The sequence below is a fragment of the Merdibacter massiliensis genome (genome assembly GCF_900155395.1).
Taxonomy (GTDB): Bacteria; Bacillota_I; Bacilli_A; order Erysipelotrichales; family Erysipelotrichaceae; genus Merdibacter; species Merdibacter massiliensis.
Map to the genome: position 1 here is coordinate 1 of NZ_LT699726.1, position 24,871 is coordinate 24,871.

Annotated in this window: 24 protein-coding genes and 1 riboswitch; of the genes, 2 read left to right on the plus strand and 22 right to left on the minus strand. The window is 37.9% G+C overall.

What is annotated here, in order from left to right:
- Nucleotides 1-163: 163 nt before the first annotated feature.
- The 13 genes from rsmI to BQ9859_RS06595 form a co-directional block, all read right to left on the minus strand.
- A complete protein-coding gene (rsmI, locus tag BQ9859_RS06535) occupies nucleotides 164-1,021 on the minus strand; it encodes a 16S rRNA (cytidine(1402)-2'-O)-methyltransferase (RefSeq protein WP_075877435.1) in 858 nt (285 codons plus the stop codon).
- 2 nt (nucleotides 1,022-1,023) lie between these two features.
- The gene (gene ricT / locus BQ9859_RS06540; protein WP_075877436.1) at nucleotides 1,024-2,010 is read right to left on the minus strand and encodes a regulatory iron-sulfur-containing complex subunit RicT; all 987 of its coding nucleotides are present in this window, start codon (nucleotides 2,008-2,010) and stop codon (nucleotides 1,024-1,026) included.
- Entirely contained in the window at nucleotides 2,007-2,993 is a 987-nt protein-coding gene (locus BQ9859_RS06545) for an AAA family ATPase (protein ID WP_075877437.1), read from the minus strand. Before BQ9859_RS06545 ends, ricT begins: the two co-directional genes overlap by 4 nt.
- Nucleotides 2,986-3,618 carry a dTMP kinase gene (gene tmk / locus BQ9859_RS06550; RefSeq protein WP_075877438.1) on the minus strand — a complete coding sequence of 211 codons (633 nt, stop codon included), beginning with the start codon at nucleotides 3,616-3,618 and terminating at the stop codon, nucleotides 2,986-2,988. Before tmk ends, BQ9859_RS06545 begins: the two co-directional genes overlap by 8 nt.
- 157 nt (nucleotides 3,619-3,775) lie before the next feature.
- Nucleotides 3,776-4,966, minus strand: a complete 1,191-nt coding sequence (locus BQ9859_RS06555) for a phosphopentomutase (RefSeq protein ID WP_075877439.1) — start codon at nucleotides 4,964-4,966, stop codon at nucleotides 3,776-3,778.
- Between the two features lies 1 nt (nucleotide 4,967).
- Nucleotides 4,968-5,687 carry a purine-nucleoside phosphorylase gene (deoD, locus tag BQ9859_RS06560; RefSeq protein WP_075877440.1) on the minus strand — a complete coding sequence of 240 codons (720 nt, stop codon included), beginning with the start codon at nucleotides 5,685-5,687 and terminating at the stop codon, nucleotides 4,968-4,970.
- A gap of 16 nt (nucleotides 5,688-5,703) precedes the next feature.
- Entirely contained in the window at nucleotides 5,704-6,315 is a 612-nt protein-coding gene (locus BQ9859_RS06565; RefSeq protein WP_075877441.1) for a YczE/YyaS/YitT family protein, read from the minus strand.
- Nucleotides 6,316-6,513: 198 nt separating this feature from the next.
- A complete protein-coding gene (deoD, locus tag BQ9859_RS06570) occupies nucleotides 6,514-7,230 on the minus strand; it encodes a purine-nucleoside phosphorylase (RefSeq protein WP_075877442.1) in 717 nt (238 codons plus the stop codon).
- Nucleotides 7,230-7,841, minus strand: coding sequence for an AAA family ATPase (locus BQ9859_RS06575; RefSeq protein WP_075877443.1), 612 nt, complete (start codon nucleotides 7,839-7,841; stop codon nucleotides 7,230-7,232). The genes deoD (BQ9859_RS06570) and BQ9859_RS06575 overlap by 1 nt, the downstream gene beginning before the upstream one ends.
- 14 nt (nucleotides 7,842-7,855) lie before the next feature.
- Nucleotides 7,856-8,191 carry a PTS sugar transporter subunit IIA gene (locus tag BQ9859_RS06580; protein WP_075877444.1) on the minus strand — a complete coding sequence of 112 codons (336 nt, stop codon included), beginning with the start codon at nucleotides 8,189-8,191 and terminating at the stop codon, nucleotides 7,856-7,858.
- A gap of 8 nt (nucleotides 8,192-8,199) precedes the next feature.
- A complete protein-coding gene (locus tag BQ9859_RS06585) occupies nucleotides 8,200-8,496 on the minus strand; it encodes a PTS sugar transporter subunit IIB (protein ID WP_075877445.1) in 297 nt (98 codons plus the stop codon).
- A gap of 13 nt (nucleotides 8,497-8,509) precedes the next feature.
- Complete coding sequence (locus tag BQ9859_RS06590) at nucleotides 8,510-10,444, minus strand: BglG family transcription antiterminator (RefSeq protein WP_075877446.1); 1,935 nt, start codon at nucleotides 10,442-10,444, stop codon at nucleotides 8,510-8,512.
- A 186-nt stretch (nucleotides 10,445-10,630) separates the two neighbouring features.
- Nucleotides 10,631-11,929 carry a PTS sugar transporter subunit IIC gene (locus tag BQ9859_RS06595; protein WP_075877447.1) on the minus strand — a complete coding sequence of 433 codons (1,299 nt, stop codon included), beginning with the start codon at nucleotides 11,927-11,929 and terminating at the stop codon, nucleotides 10,631-10,633.
- A gap of 187 nt (nucleotides 11,930-12,116) precedes the next feature.
- Between BQ9859_RS06595 and BQ9859_RS06600 the strand changes: the two genes are divergently transcribed.
- Complete coding sequence (locus tag BQ9859_RS06600; RefSeq protein WP_075877448.1) at nucleotides 12,117-13,490, plus strand: NAD(P)/FAD-dependent oxidoreductase; 1,374 nt, start codon at nucleotides 12,117-12,119, stop codon at nucleotides 13,488-13,490.
- Between the two features lie 99 nt (nucleotides 13,491-13,589).
- Here the strand turns inward: BQ9859_RS06600 and BQ9859_RS06605 are convergent, their stop codons facing one another.
- Together BQ9859_RS06605 and metK are read right to left on the minus strand one after the other, a co-directional pair.
- Nucleotides 13,590-14,189, minus strand: coding sequence for a putative immunity protein (locus BQ9859_RS06605; RefSeq protein ID WP_075877449.1), 600 nt, complete (start codon nucleotides 14,187-14,189; stop codon nucleotides 13,590-13,592).
- A gap of 48 nt (nucleotides 14,190-14,237) precedes the next feature.
- Entirely contained in the window at nucleotides 14,238-15,335 is a 1,098-nt protein-coding gene (metK, locus tag BQ9859_RS06610) for a methionine adenosyltransferase (protein ID WP_075877450.1), read from the minus strand.
- Between the two features lie 301 nt (nucleotides 15,336-15,636).
- Between metK and BQ9859_RS06615 the strand changes: the two genes are divergently transcribed.
- Entirely contained in the window at nucleotides 15,637-16,893 is a 1,257-nt protein-coding gene (locus BQ9859_RS06615; protein WP_075876229.1) for an IS110 family RNA-guided transposase, read from the plus strand.
- 128 nt (nucleotides 16,894-17,021) lie between these two features.
- Nucleotides 17,022-17,117: riboswitch (SAM riboswitch) on the minus strand.
- A 78-nt stretch (nucleotides 17,118-17,195) separates the two neighbouring features.
- On the opposite strand, the gene BQ9859_RS06620 is transcribed toward BQ9859_RS06615, so the two are convergent.
- From BQ9859_RS06620 to BQ9859_RS06650, 7 genes are all read right to left on the minus strand, one after another.
- Nucleotides 17,196-19,052, minus strand: coding sequence for a DUF4910 domain-containing protein (locus tag BQ9859_RS06620; RefSeq protein WP_075877451.1), 1,857 nt, complete (start codon nucleotides 19,050-19,052; stop codon nucleotides 17,196-17,198).
- A gap of 161 nt (nucleotides 19,053-19,213) precedes the next feature.
- Nucleotides 19,214-20,704, minus strand: a complete 1,491-nt coding sequence (locus BQ9859_RS06625; RefSeq protein ID WP_075877452.1) for a hypothetical protein — start codon at nucleotides 20,702-20,704, stop codon at nucleotides 19,214-19,216.
- Nucleotides 20,694-21,587 (minus strand): ABC transporter ATP-binding protein, encoded by an 894-nt coding sequence (locus BQ9859_RS06630; protein WP_075877453.1) that lies wholly within the window; start codon nucleotides 21,585-21,587, stop codon nucleotides 20,694-20,696. The genes BQ9859_RS06625 and BQ9859_RS06630 overlap by 11 nt, the downstream gene beginning before the upstream one ends.
- Nucleotides 21,562-21,954 carry a GntR family transcriptional regulator gene (locus BQ9859_RS06635; RefSeq protein WP_075877454.1) on the minus strand — a complete coding sequence of 131 codons (393 nt, stop codon included), beginning with the start codon at nucleotides 21,952-21,954 and terminating at the stop codon, nucleotides 21,562-21,564. The genes BQ9859_RS06630 and BQ9859_RS06635 overlap by 26 nt, the downstream gene beginning before the upstream one ends.
- A complete protein-coding gene (locus tag BQ9859_RS06640) occupies nucleotides 21,947-23,434 on the minus strand; it encodes a hypothetical protein (RefSeq protein WP_075877455.1) in 1,488 nt (495 codons plus the stop codon). Before BQ9859_RS06640 ends, BQ9859_RS06635 begins: the two co-directional genes overlap by 8 nt.
- Nucleotides 23,435-23,613: 179 nt before the next feature.
- A complete protein-coding gene (locus BQ9859_RS06645; protein ID WP_143404394.1) occupies nucleotides 23,614-24,531 on the minus strand; it encodes an IS3 family transposase in 918 nt (305 codons plus the stop codon).
- Nucleotides 24,486-24,833, minus strand: a complete 348-nt coding sequence (locus BQ9859_RS06650; protein ID WP_075877457.1) for a helix-turn-helix domain-containing protein — start codon at nucleotides 24,831-24,833, stop codon at nucleotides 24,486-24,488. Before BQ9859_RS06650 ends, BQ9859_RS06645 begins: the two co-directional genes overlap by 46 nt.
- Between the last annotated feature and the right edge of the window lie 38 nt (nucleotides 24,834-24,871).

The window sequence follows — 24,871 nt, forward strand, 5'->3', positions numbered from 1 at the left end:
ATAATGTTGATAGGTTTTCCACAATAGGTGTTTTCATAATGCCAAAAAATAGGGATAATTGGGAGAATTGAAACAATTTCAAAGTAAAGAAAAGAAAAAAGAGGTCGTAACCTCAATAGACAGATTCGTTTAATTAAAATCTTCTATTTCGTTACAGCCTCTTTTAATTTAACCCATGATATTCTTTATAAATCTCATTTTTGGATAGCCCGCGCTCTCTTGCTACGCGTTTGATGGCCTCATTCGTTGTCATTCCTTCCTGGATGTAATTTTGGATATGTTCCTTTAATAGCGGCATTGCCTGCGTAACATCCTTTTCTTTCTCTTCTTGTTCACCAGCAATGACAACGACCATTTCTCCTTTACGTGAAGGAGCTTCCTTTAAAATTTCCTGAATCGTTCCTCTTAAAAACTCTTCATGTTTTTTCGTCAATTCTCTGGCCAGGCACATAGGACGATCACCCAAAACTTCCAAACAATCTTTCAGCATCTTTTCAATTCGATGCGGCGCTTCATAGAAAACAAGTGTCATTGGATAATGCTTCAATGCATGTAATTCTTTGATGCGCTGGCGTTCATTGCTGGGTAAAAAACCATAAAAGAGAAACGGCTGCGGGGCAATACCGCTGGCTACCAATGCATTTAACATGGCATTACTGCCTGAAATTGGAACTACATGATATCCTGCATCGATCACTTCTTTGACCAGTTCACTGCCTGGATCACTGATCAACGGATAACCGGCATCACTTACAACAGCAACATTTTTCCCTTCATCCAACAGTTGAACGATTCCTTTGCTGCTTGCAGTTTCATTAAATTTATGATGTGCGATCAAATGCGTACTGATTTGAAAATGAGCTAACAGCTTCATTGTATTTCTTGTATCCTCGGCAGCAATGACATCTACCGTTTCCAATATTTCTTTTGCTCTTGGGGTCAACTCATTTAAATTGCCGATCGGGGTTGCAACAATATATAAGGTAGGATGATTTCCTTCAAAACTTTTTTGCTGATTCATATTTAACGATCAGAAAAATCAAGGTCTGGCCACAATTCTTTGAAATCCAAGAACTGTACATCCTCTTTATTTTCAATCTTTGCCTGCTGCAACAGCACATTCATGCTAGTGACCCGATATTTTTTCCCTTTATATTCGATTTGTGCATTTAACTTTGGAAGTCCTTGACGCATTTCCTTGTATTGTGCATCCTCAAATTTCAAACAACACATCAGTTTTCCACATTGTCCGCTTAACTTTTGGATATTTAATGCCAAAAGCTGATTCTTTGCCATATTGATTGATACGACATCAAAATCATTCATAAATCTGGAACAGCATGTTTCCATACCGCACATGCCTAATCCACCGATGATCTTTGACTTATTTCTCGGTCCAACCTGCCTTAATTCAATACGGCAGTGAAAGCGGCTTGCGAGTTCTTTTAACAATTCACGGAAATCCACACGTTCTTCTGCTACATATACAAATATGATCTTACTGCAGTCTAAAGTATATTCTGCCTCAATCAAATGCATGTCTAAATGCAGCATCTTGATACATTCATCACAAATGACCAATGCCCGTTTTGCTTTTTCGATATTTTCTTGTTCACGTTCCAAATCCTTTTGTGTTGCCTTTCGCAATACCGGTTTGATCTCCATTCCTGTGTTTTGCACAAAAAATGGTTCACAATCTCTTACGATCGTACCTAGCTCCTGACCGCGTACCGTTTCAACGACTACCCGGTCATTCACTTTTAAATCCGATTCATCTGATCCAAAAGTGTACACTTTCCTTGTTTCTTTGAAACTAACATAAGCTAAGAACGGATAAGAACGTTCAGGCTGTGCGTTGTTTTTACGTGTTTGCCCGCCTTTTGCGCCTTGTGCCTGCTCATTTCCTTTTTCTGATTTTTTTACATTTTTTTTATTTTGTTCTGCTGTTCCATTCCCTTTTTTCTTATTTTTATCACGAACAGCTTCATGCACATTCTTCTCTTCTGTCATTTTGTCACCTCTTTCAATTCCGCCATCAACTGATCGGCCAACAACTGTAAATTAACTGATCGGCGTAACAGATCTTTTTTATTCAATAAATGCGGTATCACATCAACTGCTTCTTCTTTGCTCCATATGTGCTGCTGCCATAGTTTCTGATATCGTTTATCCTCACATGTAATTTCATCTAATGTACAATCTTTTGCATAACGGATCAACAGATCCAACAGCCATGCAAAAGAATTTTTTCCTATTTTTTTATTTTTAGAAGGATAGCCTTTCAGCTGCAAAAACAGCGTTGCTTGATCTATGTTTTTTTCCATACGCTCCATCATTTCAAAAAAAACATAGCGCGCATGCTGATAATCTTCACTTTCGCTGATTTCCTGCATTTGTGAGGCACTGCAGTGTAAACTGGATAATAGATACGCATCAAACGCATCACAAACAGCGATTCCCTGCTTATAACTGTCTGCCCTTCTAAGGGCACGAAATGGGATGCACTGACAACGGGAAACGATCGTCGGCATGACCGATTCCAATTGGTCGCTGATCAAAATGGCAATTACACCTTCCACTGGCTCTTCAAGAAACTTTAACAAAGCATTCATCGCATCGTTCGTAGCGTTCTCCACATGATTCAAGATATAAATTTTATGCATATCTTCTTCTAGAGCTGTTTTTGTAAACATCTCCTGCAGCCGCAATATATCCTGTTTCTTAATAGAAGATTCGCTGCCGTCGATCACACAATAATCGGCATATTCCTGTAAAGCCACACGCTGGCATACATTGCAAGTTTCACAGGCAAAACCATCGATCGTATGTTTGCATAAAATGCTCTGTGCAAATAAAACTGCCATTTCTTTTTTTCCAGTGCCTTTTGGCCCGTAAAACAAATAAGCATGTGCATAGGTCTGTCCCTGCAAGGCATTATGCAATGTTCGCCAAACGATTGGCTGCTGTTCACGCAAAACTTCCTGCTTACGCATCTTGATCGAATATCCTTTCGATTTCCTGCATGCAGTTTTCTGTTACCTTTTCAATGCTTTGGTGAGCATCTATCACATGGATGCGCTGCGGATATAACTCTTTTACTTTTTCATAACCTAAGCGAACTCTTTGATGAAACGCATTGTCCTCTTGTTCTAAACGATCTTTTGCTTCACGAGATGCCATGCGGTTCATGGCTTCCTCAACACTTACATCTAAAAATAACGTCAGATCAGGAAGAATGCCTTCCGTTGCGAACAAATTCATATCATACACTTCCTGCATGCCGATCTGCCGTCCCATCCCTTGGTATGCAAGTGAACTATCAATGAAACGATCACAAATGACATGGATCCCGTTATTTAAAGCCGGCAAGATTTTTTCAACTAAATGCTGCCTGCGGCTTGCCGCATAAAGCAAGGCCTCTGTACGTGCATCCATCGTTTTATTATTTGGATCTAAAATGATCTGTCGGATCTGTTCCGCAATCTCGATTCCACCAGGTTCTCTAGTAAAAATCACGTTGATTCCTTGAGTGGATAATTGCTCGTATACTAATTTGCTTATGGTTGTTTTTCCACTGCCATCATTTCCTTCAAATGTGATAAATTTTCCTCTATTCACATTTTCACTCCTCTTTTTCACTCAATATAAGCATAGTTTCCTATCCAACGATCACTACCTATGCATACTCATATATTGTAACATAAAATTGCTTTGTTCTCATCTCTTGAATCGCCATATAAAAACACAGCACGATAGAAAACATGCTGTGCTCTTATTATTGTATTTCTTTCAAACGGGAAGAACCAATCGTCCCTTCTGGCATTTTTACATCAAAATTATCTGCAATCGTAGCTCCGATATCAGCGAATGTCTTGCTGTTGTTCCATAAACCATGGCCTTGCATAGATGGAGAATATACTAATAACGGAACCATTTCACGAGTATGATCTGTTCCTCTAAATGTTGGATCATTGCCATGATCGGCGGTAATGATCAAAAGATCATCTTCTTTCAGCTCTTTTAACAGTTCTCCTAAAAGTACATCAAATCGTTCAAGTTCCTCGCCATAGCCAATCGGATTACGGCGATGTCCCCACAATGCATCAAAATCAACTAGATTGACAAAACACAAACCATGGAAATCTTTTTTTGCTAACGCAATGGTCTGTTCCATGCCATGTACGCTGCTCTTTGAACGGTAGGCTTCACTAATTCCCTCTCCATCAAAGATATCCTTGATCTTTCCTACGCTGATGACATCAAGCCCGGCATCTTTTAATGCATTCAATACCGTTCTTCCGTATGGTTTTAAAGCATAGTCATGGCGGTTGCTCGTACGAACAAATTCACCTTTTTTCTTTCCTGTATATGGACGGGCAATGACTCTTCCCACTCGCCATTCGTCTTTCATCGTTAATTCTCTTGCGGCTTCACAATAGCGATACAACGTTTCTAAACCCATTGTCTCTTCATTTCCGCATATCTGTAATACAGAATCTGCAGAAGTATAGACGATCAGATCCCCATGATTGATTTCCTGTTCAGCCAATTCATCTAAAATTGCTGTTCCGCTGGCAGCTTTATTGCCAATGATGCGGCGTCCGTCACAACGCTCGCTGAGCGCATCTAATAACTCTTTTGGAAACCCTGTTTCTGTAAATGTTTGGAATGGCTTGGTAATATGGAGTCCCATCATTTCCCAATGACCGGTCATCGTATCTTTTCCTACACTTGCTTCCTGCATCTTTGCATAATAAGCGATTGGTTCCTGGACAGGTGCTACATGTTTTAAGGGATGCAAATTGGCAATTCCCATTCTTTGCAGGTTAGGAATCAAAAGATCCGGCTTTTGTTCACTGATATGGCCCAGGGTATCGCTGCCTTCATCATCATAATCTTTTGCATCCGGCTCTGCTCCAACGCCTAAAGAATCAATAACGACTGTAAATATGCGTTTATATTTCATATTACGCCTCCAAAACTGCGGCTTCTAAAGCTACTTCCATCATATTCGCGAAAGCAGTCTGACGATCTTGTGCACTTGCATGCAGATCATTGACCAGGGAATCCGATATTGTCAGTATGCATGCTGCTTGTTTTCCTAATACTTTTGCATTATGGAACAATGCAAAGCTTTCCATCTCTACACATACACATCCATGCTCGCGGTAAAAGTCGGCATAGGTCGGCATGTTCGCTTCTGCATAAAAGATATCGCTGGAATGGATCCGTGCCAATCGTATTTCTTTATTTAATTTTTTTGCCGCTGTTTGAATCGTCTCATTCAATTCCTTGCTCGGCTCCATGATGTCCGTCTTGATCCCTGCCTGTGCCAATGGGAAAGTGGATTCGCTCCATGCACTGTCGGCCAATACCAAATCGAACAGATGCAGATCATCTACATAAGCTCCTGCGCTGCCGATCCGTATGATCTTCTCTACATCATAAAATTTGAACAGCTCATAAGAATAGATACCGATGCTGGCCATTCCCATACCGCTGCCCATCACCGACACTCTCTTGCCTTTGTATGTGCCTGTATAACCAAACATGTTTCGTACACTGTTGAATTGTACTGGATTCTCCAAATATGTTTCTGCGATATGTTTGGCGCGCAATGGATCGCCCGGCATCAATACGACCTTTGCGATCTCTCCTTTTTCTGCTTGATTGTGTGCTGTGCTCATAGCATTCATCCTCCTTTTAATTTTCTGTTGTTATGATCTTATGCATAGGCCCTGTGGTCAACATCTTGACAAAGAACTGTATGCCACTGCCGATACATAAAATAGCTAAAATTGTTCCTATAGCAGCTGTTGCTCCTAACAGGATACCCAGTATCGCTAATATGATATCACAAGATGTACGAACAATTCCAACTGCAATATGACCTTTTTCACATACTGTAAATACCACGGCTTCATAAGCGCCTCTACCATAATCCGCTATCGCATAAAGGGCTGCACCGAAAGCCAATATCATAAAGCCTAAGATCATTAAAATGATACGCACCCCATAAGAAAGGGATTGCAGATCCATAAATGCCAGCCAGTCCGTAACAATGGCAATGGCAATTGGATTGATGATCGATCCAACATGGATCTGATGGCGATCAAAGAAGAAGACAATAAACAATAAGACCGCACAAACCAATAAATTTGCCTGTCCTACAGTTATATGCAACTGATTGGCGATTCCGATCCAAAATAATGTCATTGGATCGCTTCCCAAATTCACTGCAATCGTCAAACTGATACCAAATCCCATGATAAAGGATCCCAACACTACAAAGAACAATTTTTTCAGTTTTTTCATGTAAATCTCCTCCCTAAAAAAGATACTGCAAAGATTTTCTTTACAGTATCTTTTGGCAGCGATCTTTTTTTACGTGTTTACTATAATGCTTTTCCCCATGATTATGCAAATATTATTTTTCCACTTGCTACGGAAATCAAATATGTTCTCTTTTTGTAAAAAAAGACAGCAGAACAAGTATCCGCTGTCCATTTCTTATCATGCATGCTGCCAAAGAGTTTCTAATGCAATCTGGATCATACCGTCAAAACTGCGTTCTCTTTCTATACTGCTCAGCTTTTCTTTTTTTTGCGGAAGATCACTGACCGTAAAGAGCACTGCTGCTCGCTTTTCTGCAATAGCAGCATTATGCAAAAGCGCAAAGCTTTCCATATCTACACCTAAACAACCCTTTTGATCCCGAAGATCTTCTATATTTTCCTTTTTCTTATAATAGAAACAATCACTCGTATGGATTCTTCCTTTTCGACATTGCAGCCCTTGCTGCATCGCCTGTCTATATAATTCATCACTTAAGGACGAATCTGGATAAACGATATTTCCTTCAAATCCGCTATACGTTTTCGCATAGGATGACTCACTATAACAGCTGTCTGCAACGATGATTTCCTTTAACTGCAAATCCTGCGCATAGGCACCGCAAGAGCCGGCACGAATGATCATCTCGCAATCATATTTATTAAACAGTTCATGTGAATATATTCCCATCGAACCGCATCCCATGCCGCTGCCCATTACCGTCATCCATTTGCCTTTATACAATCCCGTATATCCAAGCATATTTCTGACATCGTTGATCAAAATTGCATCCGCAAAAAATCTTTCAGCAATGTACTTTGCACGAAGGGGATCTCCCGGCATCAATACAACTTTTGCAATGTCTTTTTTATCTGCTCGATTATGAGCCGTGGCCATTAAAACTGCCACCCATTGAATTTGAATGTCGTGTCAGTGACATGATCCGGATCATATTCTTCCAGGATCTTGGCATAACGTTCCTTATAATCATTATCCACCTTTGCCTGTGGAATGACCTTGCTTGCTTCATTTAAGAAGTGGAAAGAATCTCTTCCCATTGCCTGTCCTCGCTGTGTATGTTTATCTAATGCATAATCTGGGATTTCTGGTAATTTCCCCATCGCAAAACTTTTGATACAGATATTCTTCAACAAATCACTTGAGCGGTCTTTTTCGCTCTCACACATATAGCGAATCGCATGGATAAAATAAATCGTACGATCATTGTCTGAATAATCAAAATTCAAACGTGCTTGTGACAATGCATTGACAACAACAGCTGCCATTGGATTTCCCATTCCAATATCTTCGACAGAAATGGTCAATAATCTTCTCCATAGCTTTTCTTCTAACTGCGGAGATGAAATATATAATTCATAAGCAAACATACATGCCTGCTCTTCTAATCCACGACGAATCGATTTCTGTAAAGCCGAAATTACTTCGTCTGCGGCATATCCATTACGTGTAGTTATTTTTGACCATGGGTCATACATTTTCTTTCCCATACTATTACTCCTCTCTACGCTGCTTTTTCCAAATTTTGCAGCTTGCGATATACTTCTATGATCTCTAATGCCAACAGTTTCATCGTTTCACTGCTCATAAATTGATCTTCTGCATGCAATACGAGCATAGAGACCTGCGGAGTATTATCTTGTGCTTCTTTTTGTAATAAAACGAGATGTGCATCGTGTGCATTTTTTAACACGGCATCACCTTCATCAATTTTTTTCATTGCATCTTCAAACTGATACGCTCTTGCCAAATGTGCTGCTTCTACATAGTTTGATTTTGCCACACCAGCATAAGCAATAATTTCCATTGCTGATGCTCCGAGTTGTTCCAAATCTAACATGATTCTTTTTATCCCTTCATTGCTTTTGCTGCTTCATAAGCTGCTTTTCCATCTGCCAATGCATAAACACGCATATCAACAGCATCGGTTGGAATACCTAATTTTGCTTTTACATCATTGACTGCATATTTGATCTGTGGAGCTACCAAGCAAACGTCCCATTTGCCTTTTTCATCTGCAACGCTTGCTGCACTGACTGCCTGCACTGTCGCATCTTCTCCAATGCTCTTTGCATATTCAGCAATCTTTTTTACTAAAATAGAACTAGACATTCCTGCATTACAACAAACTAAAATTTTCATCATTACGACACTCCTTTTATACGATTTGTATGATTCTTTCTAGATAGTCAATCAATTCATTTTCATCTTGCATAGACATCAAGACATTTAATAACTGTGAAGAAGCAGCCACTTTATTGATCAAATGATAGATATGGACCATCTCTTTATTAATTTGAGACTCATGAGAACCGACAAACAACAAACGCGCCGGCTGATCTTTTTCCACACAATTTCCGCGAATAAGTGCAACACAGATACTGCTTCTCTTTGCATCATTGATTAATGGATGGGGAAAAAAGACACCGTTATCGATATAGGTCGGATAGACGCTCTCTCGCTGCAGCACAGCTGCGGCAAATGCTTGTGCATTTTCAATACGATCTTCTTGTTCCAAACGTTTTGCACATTGATGAATGATTGAATCAAAACTTTGATCATCATCGATCAACAACACCAAACGACGGTCAAAAACTTTATGAAAGATCACTTCGCTCGATGATGCAGCAACGTGACGGCTTAAGAATTTCTCTATATTCCTGCGCTCTGCTTCTCCAGGCAACTGTGTGATCTCAATCAAAGGAAGCGGTAAAGCCTGGTCCAATACCATATCCGAAATCACCAATTCAGCTGTCTGTTCCTGCAAAGCACTAGGAAGTTGCTGCAGCGGAATCTGACAAACAATTTCCAGCTTATCGCGAAATTCTTGTTTTAACCAGATATGCAGTAAGTTTGCAAAGCTCTGTGAAGTTCCGTTGATCAAGATCGTGGGAACACGAATGCTTTGTGCTTTTAAAAACGGCATCACATACATGGTCAGAAAAGAAATCTCATCTTCATTCATATATAAACCGTAACGTTCATAAATGATCGGTACGATCAACATCGTAATTTCATATGCAAAAGCATATTTTGTTTTTACTTCTTGTAACAATGGATTGGTCAGTTGATAATCCACTAACAGACGTTTGATAGCAAACTGTAAATGAATGCGAAAATTATCTAGCAAAGACGGCATACTGGTAAAGTCATAATTATATTTTTCTTTCATCTGACGAATAAATTCGTCTGCGATATCATCACTTTCGTTTCCCAGCTGATTGCTTTGACGGCTGCTGTAAAAACCTAAAGTTTCCACATAGTTTTGCAGTAAATGGATATCTGTTTCTTCAAAACGCAGGCGTAAATCTGCAAGCAGATTTCTCAGCATTCTTGTCAAAACTTCATTGTGATGAAATAACTGCACTTCTTTTTCTATCCTATGTTCATTCTCCACACGAATCATGGTGAAAAAAATCATCCATGAAATAACATAGATCAATTGATCTGAAAGAATAATGGCATTTCCTTTGCAGAAACAGCTGACATAATCGACAATACCGTTCAATTCTTCAAGGTCTACATAATCTTTCGTTAATTGAAACAAATGCAGATCCATTAATTTATTAGAGGAATAAATCTCTTCTTTTGCGATTCGATAAAATAAAGTACGCAATTCTACCTCGTCTCGGTCGATACAGATTTTTCCATTCTCCAGATTTAATGCTTGAAAATGATATTTATTCTTCAAGAGCTGAATCAAAGAAGTAAGATCTTTATAAATCGTTTGTTCAGAAACATATAAAAGATCGGCGACTTGCGATAAACTCATCTCATAATTTTCAAACAGCTGTCCAAGCATGAAATATTTTCGTTCCATCGGCGTAGAAGCAATTTGTTTTCCATCCACAGCATCCATTAACGATAGACATTCACGAATACGGCTAATATTTTCCTGCATGATAAAATAACCGGTGCGTTTACTAGACTGGATCATGCAATGGCTATTCAGCAAGATCATATTAATGCTCGCAATATCATTGCGGACCGTACGATCACTGACCTTTAATTCTTCTGCAATCGTTGCCGCATAAATTCCTTTTGGATGTTTTAATATACACGTGATTACTTTGCGCTGCCTGTCTGTTAACATCTTATTACCCCGATTTCTTCTTATTATTAGCTTATCACATCTACACATTTCTGTATAAATAATATGAAGAAATTTCTTATTTATTCAAAGTGCCGCTTTTCTTTTTTGAAAAGCGGCAATCAATGAAACTGTGTAATGTTCTCCTCTTATAATAAGACTTATTTGATAAAATCTACCTAAAGATCATTATTCCCCTTGTACTTCAGCAACTTTTTGTGCTTCAATTTCCTTTTCTTTTCTTATTTCATCTGCTTCCATCGCTTTAAAGAACGGATAATAGAAGACACCCATCAAACAAACATTAAAGATAGCAAGAACCGCTGCTTTTGGATCCATTGTCAATAAGAAGGCCTGGAATCCTGGAGGCAGGAATCCTGGTGCTTCTCCCAGCGGCAAGCTTACCAATCCAGTTGCCATTGCTTCATAAGAAATAATTGCACAGATCACTGGTCCAAATACAAATGGAATCAGCATATATGGGTTCATGATCATTGGCACACCAAAAATAATTGGTTCATTGATACCGAAAATAGAAGGTACCAAACCGATCTTGCCGACCGTACTCAATGATTTTGCTTTTGAACGGCACAGCATCAGTACTAATAACAAAGTCATTCCTGAACCGCTGACCTGCAAGAATCCAAAATAGAAACCGTATGTAAAGATATGTGTAGGTTCTAATCCTGCTGCAACTGCATTTGCATTTTCTGTTGCATACTGAATAGCAAAAGCTGCCCATACGCTCTGTGTAATTGCTGCACCGTGCAAACCAAATACCCAAAGCAATTGTGTCAAGAAGATGATGATAGCTACTGCCCATACAGAATCCATAGAAGAAATTGCCGGAGCTAACAATCCCATGATGATTTTAGGGAAAGTTGTTTGTCCATACGTTGTGCAGAGACCAGCAACGATACAAGCCAAAACAATATTGATGGCAAATGGAATCAAAGATGCAAAACTTTCGGATACCATTGTAGGAACACTATCTGGCATACGGATCGTTAAATGCAATTTTTCTGTCAAACGGGTAATTTCAACTACTAACAAACCGCCAATGATGCTGACAAATAAACCTTCTGAACCAAAAGAAGCCACATCCCAGACTGTTGTTACATCCCCAACAAAACTTGCACATAAAACGCATTGTACCAATACCGCACATACTCCCTGCATGCTTGGTGATTTCATCCCATACGTTTTTGCTAAAGATTCTGCGATAAAGAAGGCAGAGAATAAAGACATGATGTTAGTCGTAAAATTTGTTGGAAAAGTAAAGATTGCAGAATTCTCAGTTACCCAAGCACCGAAACTTCCTCCAATCAAGTTGCCTAATCCTAAAGGGATCTGACAAAATGAACCGACGATGATAATTGGAACGATTGCTACGACACCGTTCTTCACCGCCTGCAGATGACGTTGTTGTTCCAACTTTTGTGCAATCGGAAACAACCATTTCTGCAAAAAGTTCTGAATTGCAGTCATAATTTTTTCTCACTCACTTTCACTAAGATACATAATGTCATGACACCGTGAATTTTACATCATATTATTTATTTTATACAAATAAATCATTTCCCATTCAGATAGGAAAAGAAATATAAATACGATTTCCATAAATATATGGTACAATTACCATGCTGAATTAATTGAAACTATCAGGAGGTAACCCATGATTTATGATTTAGTAATTATTGGAGCAGGTCCCGGCGGCATTTTCTCTTGTTATGAAGCTTGTCGTTTAGATCCATCTCTGCGCATTGCCGTCATTGAAGCAGGCAGTCCATTAGAAAAGCGGAAGTGCCCGATTGATGGCAAACGCATCAAATCTTGTATCAACTGTCCAGTTTGTGCAATCATGAACGGATTTGGCGGTGCAGGTGCATTTTCTGACGGAAAATACAACATTACCAATGAGTTTGGCGGCAACCTCTACGAATACATCGGAAAAAACGAAGCAATTGAACTCATGGAATACGTTGATTCGATCAACACATCTCATGGCGGAGAGAATACGCGTCTCTTCTCTAACAACAATGCGCAGATCCGTAAAAAATGTTTAGAGAATGATTTGCATTTATTGGATGCAAAGGTTCGCCATCTAGGTACAGACATCAATTATATTGTGTTGCAGAACTTATTTAATGAACTAAAAGAGAAAGCAGATTTTTTCTTCCATACGCGAATCGATGAAGTAAAAGAAACTGAAAACGGGTATCAATTAATTTCTACTAAGGGGGAAATTTTTGAAGGAAAACAATGCATCATTTCTACAGGAAGAAGCGGCAGCAAATGGATGCAGAAAATTTGTGATTCCCTTGATATCAAAACAGAGAGCAACCGTGTCGATATCGGTGTTCGTGTAGAACTGCCAGCTGACGTTTTTGCTCATTTAACAGACGAGTTATATGAAAGCAAGATTGTCTATCGCACACAAAAATTCCAGGATAAAGTACGTACTTTCTGTATGAATCCGCGTGGAGTTGTCGTCAATGAAAACACCAACGGTATCGTTACAGTCAATGGTCACAGCTACGAAGATCCATCACGTTATACTGACAACACCAACTTTGCACTGCTTGTATCCAATCATTTTACTGAACCTTTCAAAGACAGCAATGAATATGGTGAAAGCATTGCACGCTTGTCCAACATGTTGGGAGGCGGTGTCATCGTTCAGCGATTCGGCGATTTGATTCGCGGACAAAGAAGTACAAAAGGACGTATTGCAGAAAGCTTTATCACACCAACTTTAAATGCGACTCCTGGTGATTTAAGCTTGGTGATTCCTAAGAGACAATTAGATGATATCATCGAGATGATCTATGCCCTGGATAAAGTTGCACCTGGTACAGCTAATGATGATACACTGTTATATGGTGTGGAAGTCAAATTCTACAACATGCAAGTTGAAGTAGATGAGAACTTGGAAACAACACATAAAGGTCTCTACGTCATCGGTGACTGCAGTGGTGTTACCCATTCTTTATCTCACGCCAGTGCCAGCGGTGTACATGTTGCACGTCACATTTGTGAAAATAAATAATCAAGAACTTATAAAAAGGAATGTTCATCTGAAGCGAACATTCCTTTTGTATTCATAAGCTAAAATTAAAATATAGATGATGTCCAATATGATATCTGCCTATTGATCTGCTTTTTCCTGCATCTTTTTCATCAACCGTAATTCTGCATTTTCTCGTTTCCGGTATAGAAACGGTGCCCAAGTCTGTTGTAACAGATCATCCTGCATGCTGAAGTAATTTAAGCGATCCATGTACCATCGTGTCTTTTCTTCGATCGGCTGACGGCAGTGCTCCATCCCATATTGATGTACTATTGCAGTCAGATCATAAGTGACCATGCCTATTGCATGCGTCTCGGTATGGATACTGCCGCAGCCCTGCCCAATGGCATGTGCCCATGCAATGATAAGCGGATCTTTTGTTTCTTTTGCAATGCCATGTACCGCTAAAATTGCTGCTTTTGCCTCAGGCATCTTCACTTTTCCTTTGGCCCATTGATCACAGATTTTTAAAACCTGATCAATGCGTTCATCTTCGCCCCAGCGCTGTCGTAAAGCTGTCGCTACAAATTGTAAACTGTCTAAACACCACGCAACAATTACAATGTGATGCTGGCTTGCAATTTGCTTGCGAAGCGGCTGCAGTAACACGCTGTTGCGATCAAATAAAATTTGATTATGGCGAAGATATTTCTTTTTCATTTGTTCCAGCCAATCCATCCTTGACCTCCTAAAAGAACCTCCTCTTGTTCAAGAGGAGATAATATATTAATATGACAGTTTCTTGATTTTTTCCCAAGTAAACTGTGGATCACCAAAATGTCCATAGCAGGATGTCTTTGAATAGATTGGTTTGCGCAGATCCAATTCTTTTAAGATATTTGTTACAGAGAAATTAAAATTCTTACGAATGATCGCTAATAGTTCTTCATCACTTTTCACTCCGGTTCCAAATGTATCTACACATAAGGAAACTGGCTCGCTTTTACCAATCGCATAAGCTACCTGTACCTCACAGCGTTGTGCCAATCCGTTTGCAACGATATTCTTTGCAACATAACGGCAATAATACGCGGCACTGCGGTCCACTTTGGTCGGATCTTTTGATGAGAAGCATCCTCCGCCAATTCTTCCCATACCTCCATAAGTATCACAGACGATCTTACGGCCAGTTGTTCCAGAATCACCAAAGCTGCCGCCTACAACAAAACTGCCGCTTGGATTGATCAAAAACTTTGTATTTTCATCGATCATCTCTTTTTCGATGCTTGGCAAGATCACTTCATTCATGACCAATTCACGGATTTCTTCCTGTGTTGCCTGCGGTGCATGCTGTGTTGATACCACGATTGTATCAATACGCTGCATCTTTCCATCTTTATATTCCACAGATACCTGTGTTTTGCCATCTGGACGCAATAATGGATTGTTGCGACGCACTTTTGTAAGCTGGCGCGCTAACTTATGCGCATAATAAATTGGTGCCGGCATATACTCATCGCTTTCATCGCAAGCATAGCCGAACATGATTCCCTGATCTCCTGCCCCAATTTCTGCATCTTGATGGTTTACAGCATTATGAATCTCACTGGATTGCTTATTGACTTTTACCATCACTGTATAGTCTTCTTCATAACCGATCTTACGAATAACCGATTTTGCAATTGTTTCATAATCAATGTGTGCTTTTGTATCTGCTTCGCCATAAATCAATACAAAATCATCTTTGATCGTTGCTTCAACGGCCATATTAGAATAAGGATCTTGACGCAATGCTTCATCTAAAATAGCATCGGCAATAGAATCACAGATTTTATCGGGATGCCCTTCGGTGATGCTTTCTGAAGTAAAAATATAATCTTTCATAAATTCCTCCATTTCCCCGCGCCTAAGGTCGCGCGGACACAAATATTTCATCAATAAATCTCACACGTCTCATTTTTTCGTGTTACCATATAAGAGAGGTGGTACACTACAGAGCACGTGGAGGTGAGTAGGAATTCTACTCAATTGAATATCCTGTATATATATAAGTTGCTGTCATCATCTCAAGCACAAATAAGTAGGACTTTGAGCCTGGACACTTATGATTGTTCAATCAACTGTTGTCGATTCGCTTTGATGACAGTCAATGCCACCTCTCCTTTTGCATGAAAGGAGTTTTTTTATGGTAATGAAAATCGTTCGTTTCAACTGTTGTGGCATGGATGTTCACAAAAACCTGGTTGTCGCTACTATTGGGATCACCGATAGAAAGACCAACATTACAGAATACTTCCAACGATCCTTCTCCACTTTAAACTCCGACCTATACCGTTTAAAGGATTGGCTGCGATCTCATCACTGTTCTGATGTCTGTATGGAGTCTACCGGTAAATACTGGATCCCGATCTTTAACATTCTTGAAGATGAGACCAATGTCCATTTAACTCACCCCAAGTATGTCAAAGCCATCAAAGGCAAGAAGACAGATAAGAAAGATTCCAAATGGATCTGTGATCTCTTCAAACATGATCTGATCAAGTTTTCGTTTATCCCTCCCAAAGAAATTCGGGAGATGCGTGAGATCGCACGTTACAGATACAAACTGGTCTGCATGCGTTCTTCAGAACGGAATCGTTATCAAAACTGTATGACCATTTCTAATGTCGGTCTGGCTTCTGTTGTTTCAGATCCTTTTGGCAAGACGGCTTCCAACATTATGAAAGAAGTCATGAAATCCAATGTGATCGATGATGACAAGATCCTAAAGCTCGTTCACAAAAACTGTAAGAACAAAGATAAGATACTGGACTCTCTTCATGGCTATCACATTGAATCGGATCAACGATTCAAGATGGAAAAATCTTTGGATCATATGGAATATTTAGATCAGCTCATTGATTCATGCGAAGTGGAATTGATTAAGCGTGCGTATCCTTTTCGCAGATCTTTTCAGCACATCACACAAATAAAAGGAATCAGTGCTTTATCTGCTATTCTTATCATCTCTGAAATAGGAATTGATATGTCTCAGTTCGAATCCGACAAACAGCTTGTCAGTTGGGCCGGACTTTCTCCTGCCAACAACGAGAGTGCCGGCAAGAAAAAGTCAGTCCGTATCTCAAAAGCTGGACAGTATCTCAAACCTCTGCTTGTCCAATGTGCTTTATCGGCCATCAAAGATAAGACATCTTATTTTGGAAGAAAGTATTCCAATATCAAGAAACGACGAGGTCATAAGAAAGCAATCATTGCGATCGCACGCATGATGCTGGTCAGCATCTACCACATGATCCTTACAGGAGAAGAATTTAATCCATGTGACCATGAATCCTTTATGGATCCAAAACCAAACGCCAATCCTTCACTTACAGTTGAAAAAGCATTGAACTTTTTAAAACAATCTGGCATTGATATTTCTTCTATTCCAGTCAACTTATAAATTTTTTCGATATCTTTTACCTCCTGTTTTTAAGTCGGCCCTTTTTGCGCATTTTTATTCACACTTATCTCCTTCCCTTTACCATAAAAAAATCTTCTCGCGATAGAGAAGATGATGTTTTTCTATCTCTCTTATCGCTGTCAGCAGTACCACCTTATAAGATGCATCTTACAGGTTGGTGTGGGGTCTAGGAGCTGACTCTCTCACCCATCTCTTGATAATAGCAGATATATTAAAGCACACTCTATTTTAAATTGCAACTAAAAAAGACAACATAGCATTGCATGTTGTCTAAACATTGATCAGTCCAATATTTTTTGTATACAGCCCAGCCGCTCTAAAAGACGCAAATAACACATGAGCATATCTGCACAACGTATTCCGCTCTCCCCTTCTACTCGATCAATGATCTCTCCTTCGCTGCGCTGTCCATCTATGCAGTAGAGACACAATACTTCACAAAGCGCTTTGTCTGTATTCTCTTTAAACTCTTCATCATATGCATCGATCCACGTTAACTTCTCTTTATTTTCCAGAAATAAAGAACGAAGAGATTCAATCGGATCCTTGCATTTACGCTTATAAATAGTTGTTCCTGTGTTATCAGAAAGCATATCCTGCGGCAATAAGGACTCAATTCGCGCATATTGTTTCTCTAAACTGATTGTTTCACAGTAATGCAGCAGATCTTTGGCACAAGCAAGATGAAATTCTTTTAAAACAGCTAATTCTCTTTTGAATAAATCTTCATCATGTTTTTTTCGATAGGCTTTTCGCTTTTTTTCCTCTATTTGTTTCATCAAATGTGTACATTGATGAGTATAAACAGCTGCAGCGGTTTCTTTATCCATATTGCTTAAAAGATATACATAAGAAGCTGCCACTACTGTGGAATATTTTAACACTGCCGTATCCATTCGCTGTAAGGTATCCCCGCTTGTATGATAGTACAGATCCGGCATTTGCCCCAGCATGACACAGGGAATATCTACCTGTGGATCACTCAAAATAAAATGATCGCTTCCTAATCCAAATTCTTCTTCTTTGATCAACACATTTTGCAAGAGGATATCCTCTTTACAAGATGGTTCCTGTTTTACTTCTTCCAATAACAAAGAAGCAAGCTCCCCAGCAATAGATGGACTTGCATAAGGAAGATGCGTTAAAGTAATCGGTCCGGTAATGCCCTCTTGTTTTGCTCCGATCATGTCTAAATTGATGGCTGCACAATAAGCGGATAGATCTTTCTTATCATGAATATAATGGTATGTTCCCGTAAATTCCGGAATCAAAAGTACTTGAATCGTTTTTTCCAATGGAGACAATTTCCCCTGATCAAGCAAGCGCTTGATGGCAATCAAAGTTTCCAAGGCCCCGCTAACACCTGAAGCATTATCATTTGCAGAAGCATATGGATGACACAAATGCGCTGTGATCAAAACCGTTTCTTTACTTTTCCCTGGCAAAGTAGCTTCCACGACCTCGATCTGCCCATCTTCGATTTTGGTATCCATATAAGCAAGTGCTTTTGGATAAGGAGAATCTGCTTTTCCTTGCGCAAATCTTTCTTTTTGCAATTGACACAGTGCTTTTAATTGCAAAGACAAGCGTGAGGAAATAACAAAACCAAATCCTTTTGCCTCCTCTTCACTATAATCCCACCAAAAACCGGTATAATTGCGAACATCCGGCACATCCTGCGGGCTGCGGAAGAAATTGGTTTCATTCAAATAATCAGAGATGATGCCAAGTGCACCCTTTTGAAATGCCCAACGGTAACGTTTTACTTGTTCATGTGTAAATAAAAGTTTGTCCTTAAAATCAACATCTTCATAATTAGATGGATCGCTTCCTTTGTCCATATCGATGATCTCAAGAGGTCTTTGTGCATCTTGCCATGCGATGCTTTGGGTAATAACTTGGATAGGATCTTCTTTAAAATCGGCTAGTTTTAACTGTTTCGGTTCAATGACCTGACACCAGCCGTCATTGCAGTTCCATTCAGGAAATAACCGGTAACTGCCAGCAAAAGTCTTTTCTTTCATCTCATAAGGAATCACTCGTGCATCAATTCCATATGCATGCAGCAGCTGGACACAATCTAAAGCAGCACGATAATAACTTCTTGTTGTCTGAATACGATGATGACGGGATACCATAGACAAAATACGATATAATCGCTCCTGACTGATTTCCCTTTTGAATGCCTGGATAACTTGTTGCGTAATGATCGCCTCTCTTTCTATTCTTTTAAGATGATTTGATTATACGCCTGTCTGTTTATATTGTCTATGTATTCCATTTCCCTCTATCGATATCTTTACGCTGCAGTTGATGAATGAACGCCAAGCCCTTCCATTTGTTTTTGCTTTACATACCCTTCTTCCACCAGCTGATTCATTAGAGCTATATATTTATCTCGCTTTTGATCTGCATCATCATCCATCAATGTATAATGACGAGTATATTCGATATCATCTATATAAAAGTAAAAATTGACATCTACCATGACAGCTGCATTCGACTGCCAGCGACTTGAATCTGGCTCTGCCTTCTTATCTTCTATGACCCTATCCTGAAGTTTGATCAGTTCCTGCATCTCTTTTTCTTCTGTTTTACAGTCCAATACTTTAGTTGTTATCGTATAATAGGAACTCTCTTCCATGTCATTTAATGTTATCTCTATTTTTAGGCGTTCTATATTTTCTGGTATTTTTTCTTGAATAAAACCAAATCCTGAAGTTTGAACAAATAAAGATTTAGCCGAAAACATGCAAATAAGCAGGCCAATACAGATTGCTACTTGAAAAAGTCGAATATGGATCTTTCTTTGCGCAATGAACCATAAAACAAAATATAAAAAAACAGATACAATAAATGGCGGGTTCAAAAAATGATCATATCCCCAAGCATAGGAGAAAATAAACAGTGCTAGTGTCAATAAACTGATGACCATCGGATATGTCCATAATGATCTTGTTGGTGTCTGTGCATCTTCTGCTTTTTTCAATATAAAACTGCGTTTCGCACCAAAGTAAAAAATCCAACAGATAGCAAGCCATATGATCCAAATTCCAGAAGGAATCAGCCAAAAATCAACAGGAGTCTCATTAACAAAAAACTGCAGGATGATTTCAATTATCAATAAGCCTCCGGCAGTAGGCACGCTTATTAAACAGGCAAGCCAGCGCACTAATGGGTTCCCTAATAAACTTTCATAAAATAGATCAAACAAATGACAATAGATAAATTCATTTGCATATTGTGAGAACATGGCCATTACGGAAGCTATCAACAAAATTGGAATGATAAAATAACAAACAGTTAGGATGATTGCATCTAATCGAGAATGACTGACGATCGCTGCCCATGTATTGAATGAATATAACAACAAAGTAAGGGTAAATATTTTCCCAATGATCGAAAGAACTTCCCAATCCAGAAAATTAACTTGTATGATCGGAATGGTAATGATCAAAGAAATACCAGGAAATGCCCACAAATAAAGAATTCCTAAAAAGAATATATTCGTGAAAAAGGTCTTTCTTTTCATTCCCACGCAAGAATACAGATCCATTTCTCTCCGATTCCATAAAAAATGAAACAAATAAATCGGCAAGAGGAAAGCTACTATGAACATCACAAAGAATAAGATAATCAAAAATAATGTCATACGATCTGTTTTATTGACGCTGAAATGTAAACCAAAAGAGAATAAAGGAAAGATACTGATCAAAAAAATACAGTAAACAATCAAAAAATTACGGTCGCGCCATAAATGATATCGAATATAAGAAAGGCTATTGTTCATAGACACCATACCCTTTCAATTCCATTTCATAAAGAAATACTTCTTCCAAATTTACATTTTGCACTTCCAATATCACTGGATTTAATGAGCGCAAATAATTGATGATCTTTTCCACATTTCCTTTCACGATCAACTTTGCAAACTTGGATTCTACGCGAATGCTCAGTAAATCTAGATGTTCAAATAGACTAGGATCTATTTCTTCTTTAAAGGCCAATTGAATAGCATGTACATTTTCTTTAATTTCATCAATATCGCCGCTTGTTGTAATACAATGTTCATCCAAAATACCAAAACCATCGCAAATATCTTCTAATTCACGAATATTATGAGAAGAGATCAATACGGTCATTTTCTTTTCTTCAACACGATTGGCTAATGCTCTTTGAAACATCAAACGCATCATCGGATCTAATCCATCAAACACTTCATCCAATAATAAGAGTTTCGGAGATATCGCCAATGCAAATATAATAAATGCCTGTCTTTTCATTCCTTTTGAAAATTGTGCCATCAATTGATTCTCATCCAAACGAAATAATTTTAAATAATAGGCATAGCGTTCTTCATCAAAAGAAGGATACCACATTTGATAAAATTGCTTCATATCCTTAATCGATGCATTATGAAAATAAAATGGTTCATCGCTGATAAATAAAATATCTTTCTTTACAGATGGATTATCAAATATAGGTTCATTATTCCAAGTAACGACACCAGCATCTTCCTTTATGATACCTGCTAATATACGAAGCAATGTGCTTTTGCCAGCTCCATTAGGTCCTACTAATCCGAAGATTGTTCCATCCGCAATTTCTAGATTTACTTGATCCAAGACCTGCAAGTTCCCCAGCCTCTTAGACATGCATCGAATGTTCAACATACGAATCTTCCTCCCTATAAATACGTTCAATACGTCTGACCAGTTCATTTTGATCAATGTGGTAATTTCGAAGTTCTTTAATGTACATATCAAACCGAGATATCTTTTCCTCTTTGATCAATTCATCTACATGTTTTGTCGTTATATAGCATCCTTTGCCCGGAATCTTATAGATGATCTTGTTTTTCTCTAGTTTGGAATATGCTTTTGCCACTGTATTCGGATTAATACCCAATTCAGATGCTAATGACCGCACACTTGGTAACTGCTCATTTTCAATCAATACCCCTGCTGTGATATATTCTAAAATTTGTATTTTTAATTGTTCAAAAATTGGAATATGGCTTTGCGTTTTGATTTCAAACATTTGCCTCTGGCTCCTTTCTCATCATATCTCCTAAATATAGGTAAGAATCTCCTTCTACGAGCGTTGTTACATAGTACTGTAATTCGTATTCACCATCATTTTCCAACAGCAATTCAAATAAATTTTGCAGATAACGATTCATTTCTTCATAACTTCCTGCATAATCAAAGAACTGATCATGCCCTGTATCCAACGAATACCAGTACATGATGCGGTATGCATAGGTGTCGCTTTCCTTATTGGAACATCCCATCAGATCATGTTGTATCAATTGCACTCTTGATAAAAGATTACTATCGTTCTTGATATGAATGTCAAGATCATTTAATGTGCTATTCTCCTCTAACTGTATATGATTTTTATCTAAGATCTGTTTGATCAGTTGTTGATTTTCTTCATTTATGTTCAGATCGATGGTTAAGGTGATGGTCAGTTCTTGAAACTTTTCTTTTGGGATGATTTCTTGAACCTGTCCAAAACCTTGTGTTGTTATAAATAAGAATGAAGTGATGATTTCAAAAATAGTTACAGCTGTAAATCCGATCAACATATGCGATGTGAAATTTACTTTCCTTTTATAAATAAAATAAAAAGTTGCATAAATCAAAAAGATCATCATATAGAGAAAAGGGGTCCATTCATTCCATTGAATACAGTTTAATAAAGATAATAATATTATTAAGATCATCAATGGATAAACGAGATAAGAACATGTATACACACCACACTCTTCTTCCTTTATTTTTTTAAATTGCCAGATTGTCCATACAAAGGCCATAATTGCCAATATGCTCCACCATAACAGCAAAGGTATGACTGGTTGTATGGAAGTTTGAAGTTTAATGATCGAAAATAAATAGGGCATCAATTGAAACAAAGAGAAAAAGCTGAAGTAGTAATACAAATCTTCATTCATCATATCTGCGTAATCATATGCTTGAATCAGATAAGAAGAACGGCTGTTTATAAAACTTTCAAAACTGAACTGCAGAAAAGCAAGTAACAACAACCATCCAAATCCAATGATCACTGCATCCATCATTCTTCGGCAGCGGGACAGGAAAAATACTGTAATAGCATAAATCACATTATGGAGAAAAAAACTGACTAACCAGTAATTAACAAACAAATGCAAGTTCCATCCAGTACAGAACCAGACATAATAAAGCAGCAGCAGCTGTATAAATATCCAGCCAAGAAAGTAATGATAAACAAATAATCTTCTTCTTGTAATAGGCATTGAAAAAACGAACATCGCTGCACTGGAATGATAAAGAAACCGAAATGTATGAATGGCTACCATGATCGTAAATATCATGGAAATCAATGTAAGCAATTGTTGGCTGTAAGATTGTGGTTGTGCAAATGAAGACACCAAACATAGTGGAATCACAATAAAAAATCCACAAAATCCAACAAAATAATATCGAAAACTTTGACGGATGGATAACCTCATCCATTTTTGAAAAGTAATATGCATGCAATTCCCTCTCTGTACTATATCCAATGATACAGTACAAGATATCTGAAATGAAAGCAATACGATTCCTAAATTATGACAAAACTGTTATTTCTTTGCCATTTTTATGTAAGGACAGTTAATAAAAACCACGCCAAATGTAAAGCTCCAATAAAATGGGACACTTATAAATAACCACACTATAGGTAGGATTCTCTGTATTTCATAGGAGGCATACCTTTTAATTTCTTTTGTGGTCTTTGATGATTATAGAAGTAGATATAATCATCAACTTTCTTAATAAGATCATCAAAGGTATTTGGGATATTGTTATTAAGTTCTAAGCATTCAGATTTAAGATGAGAAAAGAAATTTTCACAACAGGCATTATCATAACAATTCGCTTTTCTTGAATGTGATATTGTAACTCCATAACTATCAAGATATTTGATATATATGATATTTGTATACTGGAAACCTTGATCGCTATGGATGATGCATTCAATTGTTGGATTCCATATCTTATCATTGATGATCTCTTTTATATTGTTCATAACGATATTCATATCGTTAAATTTAGATATTTTATATGCTAAAATAGAATTGTCATAAAGATCTTTAATAACGGAAATATACATACGACCTTTTTGACAATAGATATAGCTTACGTCAGTAACTAACTTTTCTAAAGGACGTGAAGCTTTAAAGTTTCTAGCGAGGACATTATCACAAACTGTTCTTGCTTTTTTGTCTTTTTCTTGAATCGTACAGCATTTAAACTTTTTCTTCCTGATAGGTGAGGATAAACCTAATATCTTCATATAACGATAAACAGTCTTTTCATTATAAATGACACCAGTATCTAAAGCTATTTTCATTGTTATATAACGATATCCTTTATAAGATTCATAAAATATCATTTCTATCTGATCGGCTAAGAAATCATCAAATGAATACCTTATAGGCCTGCCTATATTTAACCAACGATAATATCCACTACTTGATACTTTAAGATAATTACATAATCTTCTAACTGGATATTTATCTTTTAAATCATAAACTATCGAATATCTTAGTGCTCTCCGTATATTTTGCGGAGAGCCTTCGCTTTTTTTAATATTTCGTTCTCCATCTTAAGATATTCTAGCTGTTCATCTTTGGTCATATAATCAAGATCTATTTTCTTAGATCTACCTTTATTTACTCCATCTTTTTTACCTAAGCGTCTGCCATCATCTTTAAGTAATTCTGGATTTTGTTTATATAGTCTTATCCAATTTCTTAAGGTTCTATTATCTTTGATACCATATATTTTGCATATGCTGCGTAATCCACCATATTCATCACTTAGATAATCTTCTACTGCTTTAGTTTTTAACTCTGGAGTATATTTATTAAATTTTGTACTCTTTTTAGCCATGATAAAAGCCCCTTTCTATTAGAGTCATGTGTGGTTTT

Excerpts from the sequence above, each read along its gene's own strand:
- rsmI (WP_075877435.1), bottom strand. The coding sequence starts at position 1,021 with ATGAATCAGCAAAAAAGTTTTGAAGGAAATCATCCTACCTTATATATT.
- ricT (WP_075877436.1), bottom strand. The coding sequence starts at position 2,010 with ATGACAGAAGAGAAGAATGTGCATGAAGCTGTTCGTGATAAAAATAAG.
- BQ9859_RS06545 (WP_075877437.1), bottom strand. The coding sequence starts at position 2,993 with ATGCGTAAGCAGGAAGTTTTGCGTGAACAGCAGCCAATCGTTTGGCGA.
- BQ9859_RS06555 (WP_075877439.1), bottom strand. The coding sequence starts at position 4,966 with ATGAAATATAAACGCATATTTACAGTCGTTATTGATTCTTTAGGCGTT.
- deoD (WP_075877440.1), bottom strand. The coding sequence starts at position 5,687 with ATGAGCACAGCACACAATCAAGCAGAAAAAGGAGAGATCGCAAAGGTC.
- BQ9859_RS06565 (WP_075877441.1), bottom strand. The coding sequence starts at position 6,315 with ATGAAAAAACTGAAAAAATTGTTCTTTGTAGTGTTGGGATCCTTTATC.
- deoD (WP_075877442.1), bottom strand. The coding sequence starts at position 7,230 with ATGGCCACGGCTCATAATCGAGCAGATAAAAAAGACATTGCAAAAGTT.
- BQ9859_RS06575 (WP_075877443.1), bottom strand. The coding sequence starts at position 7,841 with ATGGGAAAGAAAATGTATGACCCATGGTCAAAAATAACTACACGTAAT.
- BQ9859_RS06580 (WP_075877444.1), bottom strand. The coding sequence starts at position 8,191 with ATGTTAGATTTGGAACAACTCGGAGCATCAGCAATGGAAATTATTGCT.
- BQ9859_RS06585 (WP_075877445.1), bottom strand. The coding sequence starts at position 8,496 with ATGATGAAAATTTTAGTTTGTTGTAATGCAGGAATGTCTAGTTCTATT.
- BQ9859_RS06590 (WP_075877446.1), bottom strand. The coding sequence starts at position 10,444 with ATGTTAACAGACAGGCAGCGCAAAGTAATCACGTGTATATTAAAACAT.
- BQ9859_RS06595 (WP_075877447.1), bottom strand. The coding sequence starts at position 11,929 with ATGACTGCAATTCAGAACTTTTTGCAGAAATGGTTGTTTCCGATTGCA.
- BQ9859_RS06600 (WP_075877448.1), top strand. The coding sequence starts at position 12,117 with ATGATTTATGATTTAGTAATTATTGGAGCAGGTCCCGGCGGCATTTTC.
- BQ9859_RS06605 (WP_075877449.1), bottom strand. The coding sequence starts at position 14,189 with ATGGATTGGCTGGAACAAATGAAAAAGAAATATCTTCGCCATAATCAA.
- metK (WP_075877450.1), bottom strand. The coding sequence starts at position 15,335 with ATGAAAGATTATATTTTTACTTCAGAAAGCATCACCGAAGGGCATCCC.
- BQ9859_RS06615 (WP_075876229.1), top strand. The coding sequence starts at position 15,637 with ATGGTAATGAAAATCGTTCGTTTCAACTGTTGTGGCATGGATGTTCAC.
- BQ9859_RS06620 (WP_075877451.1), bottom strand. The coding sequence starts at position 19,052 with ATGGTATCCCGTCATCATCGTATTCAGACAACAAGAAGTTATTATCGT.
- BQ9859_RS06625 (WP_075877452.1), bottom strand. The coding sequence starts at position 20,704 with ATGAACAATAGCCTTTCTTATATTCGATATCATTTATGGCGCGACCGT.
- BQ9859_RS06630 (WP_075877453.1), bottom strand. The coding sequence starts at position 21,587 with ATGTTGAACATTCGATGCATGTCTAAGAGGCTGGGGAACTTGCAGGTC.
- BQ9859_RS06635 (WP_075877454.1), bottom strand. The coding sequence starts at position 21,954 with ATGTTTGAAATCAAAACGCAAAGCCATATTCCAATTTTTGAACAATTA.
- BQ9859_RS06640 (WP_075877455.1), bottom strand. The coding sequence starts at position 23,434 with ATGCATATTACTTTTCAAAAATGGATGAGGTTATCCATCCGTCAAAGT.
- BQ9859_RS06650 (WP_075877457.1), bottom strand. The coding sequence starts at position 24,833 with ATGGCTAAAAAGAGTACAAAATTTAATAAATATACTCCAGAGTTAAAA.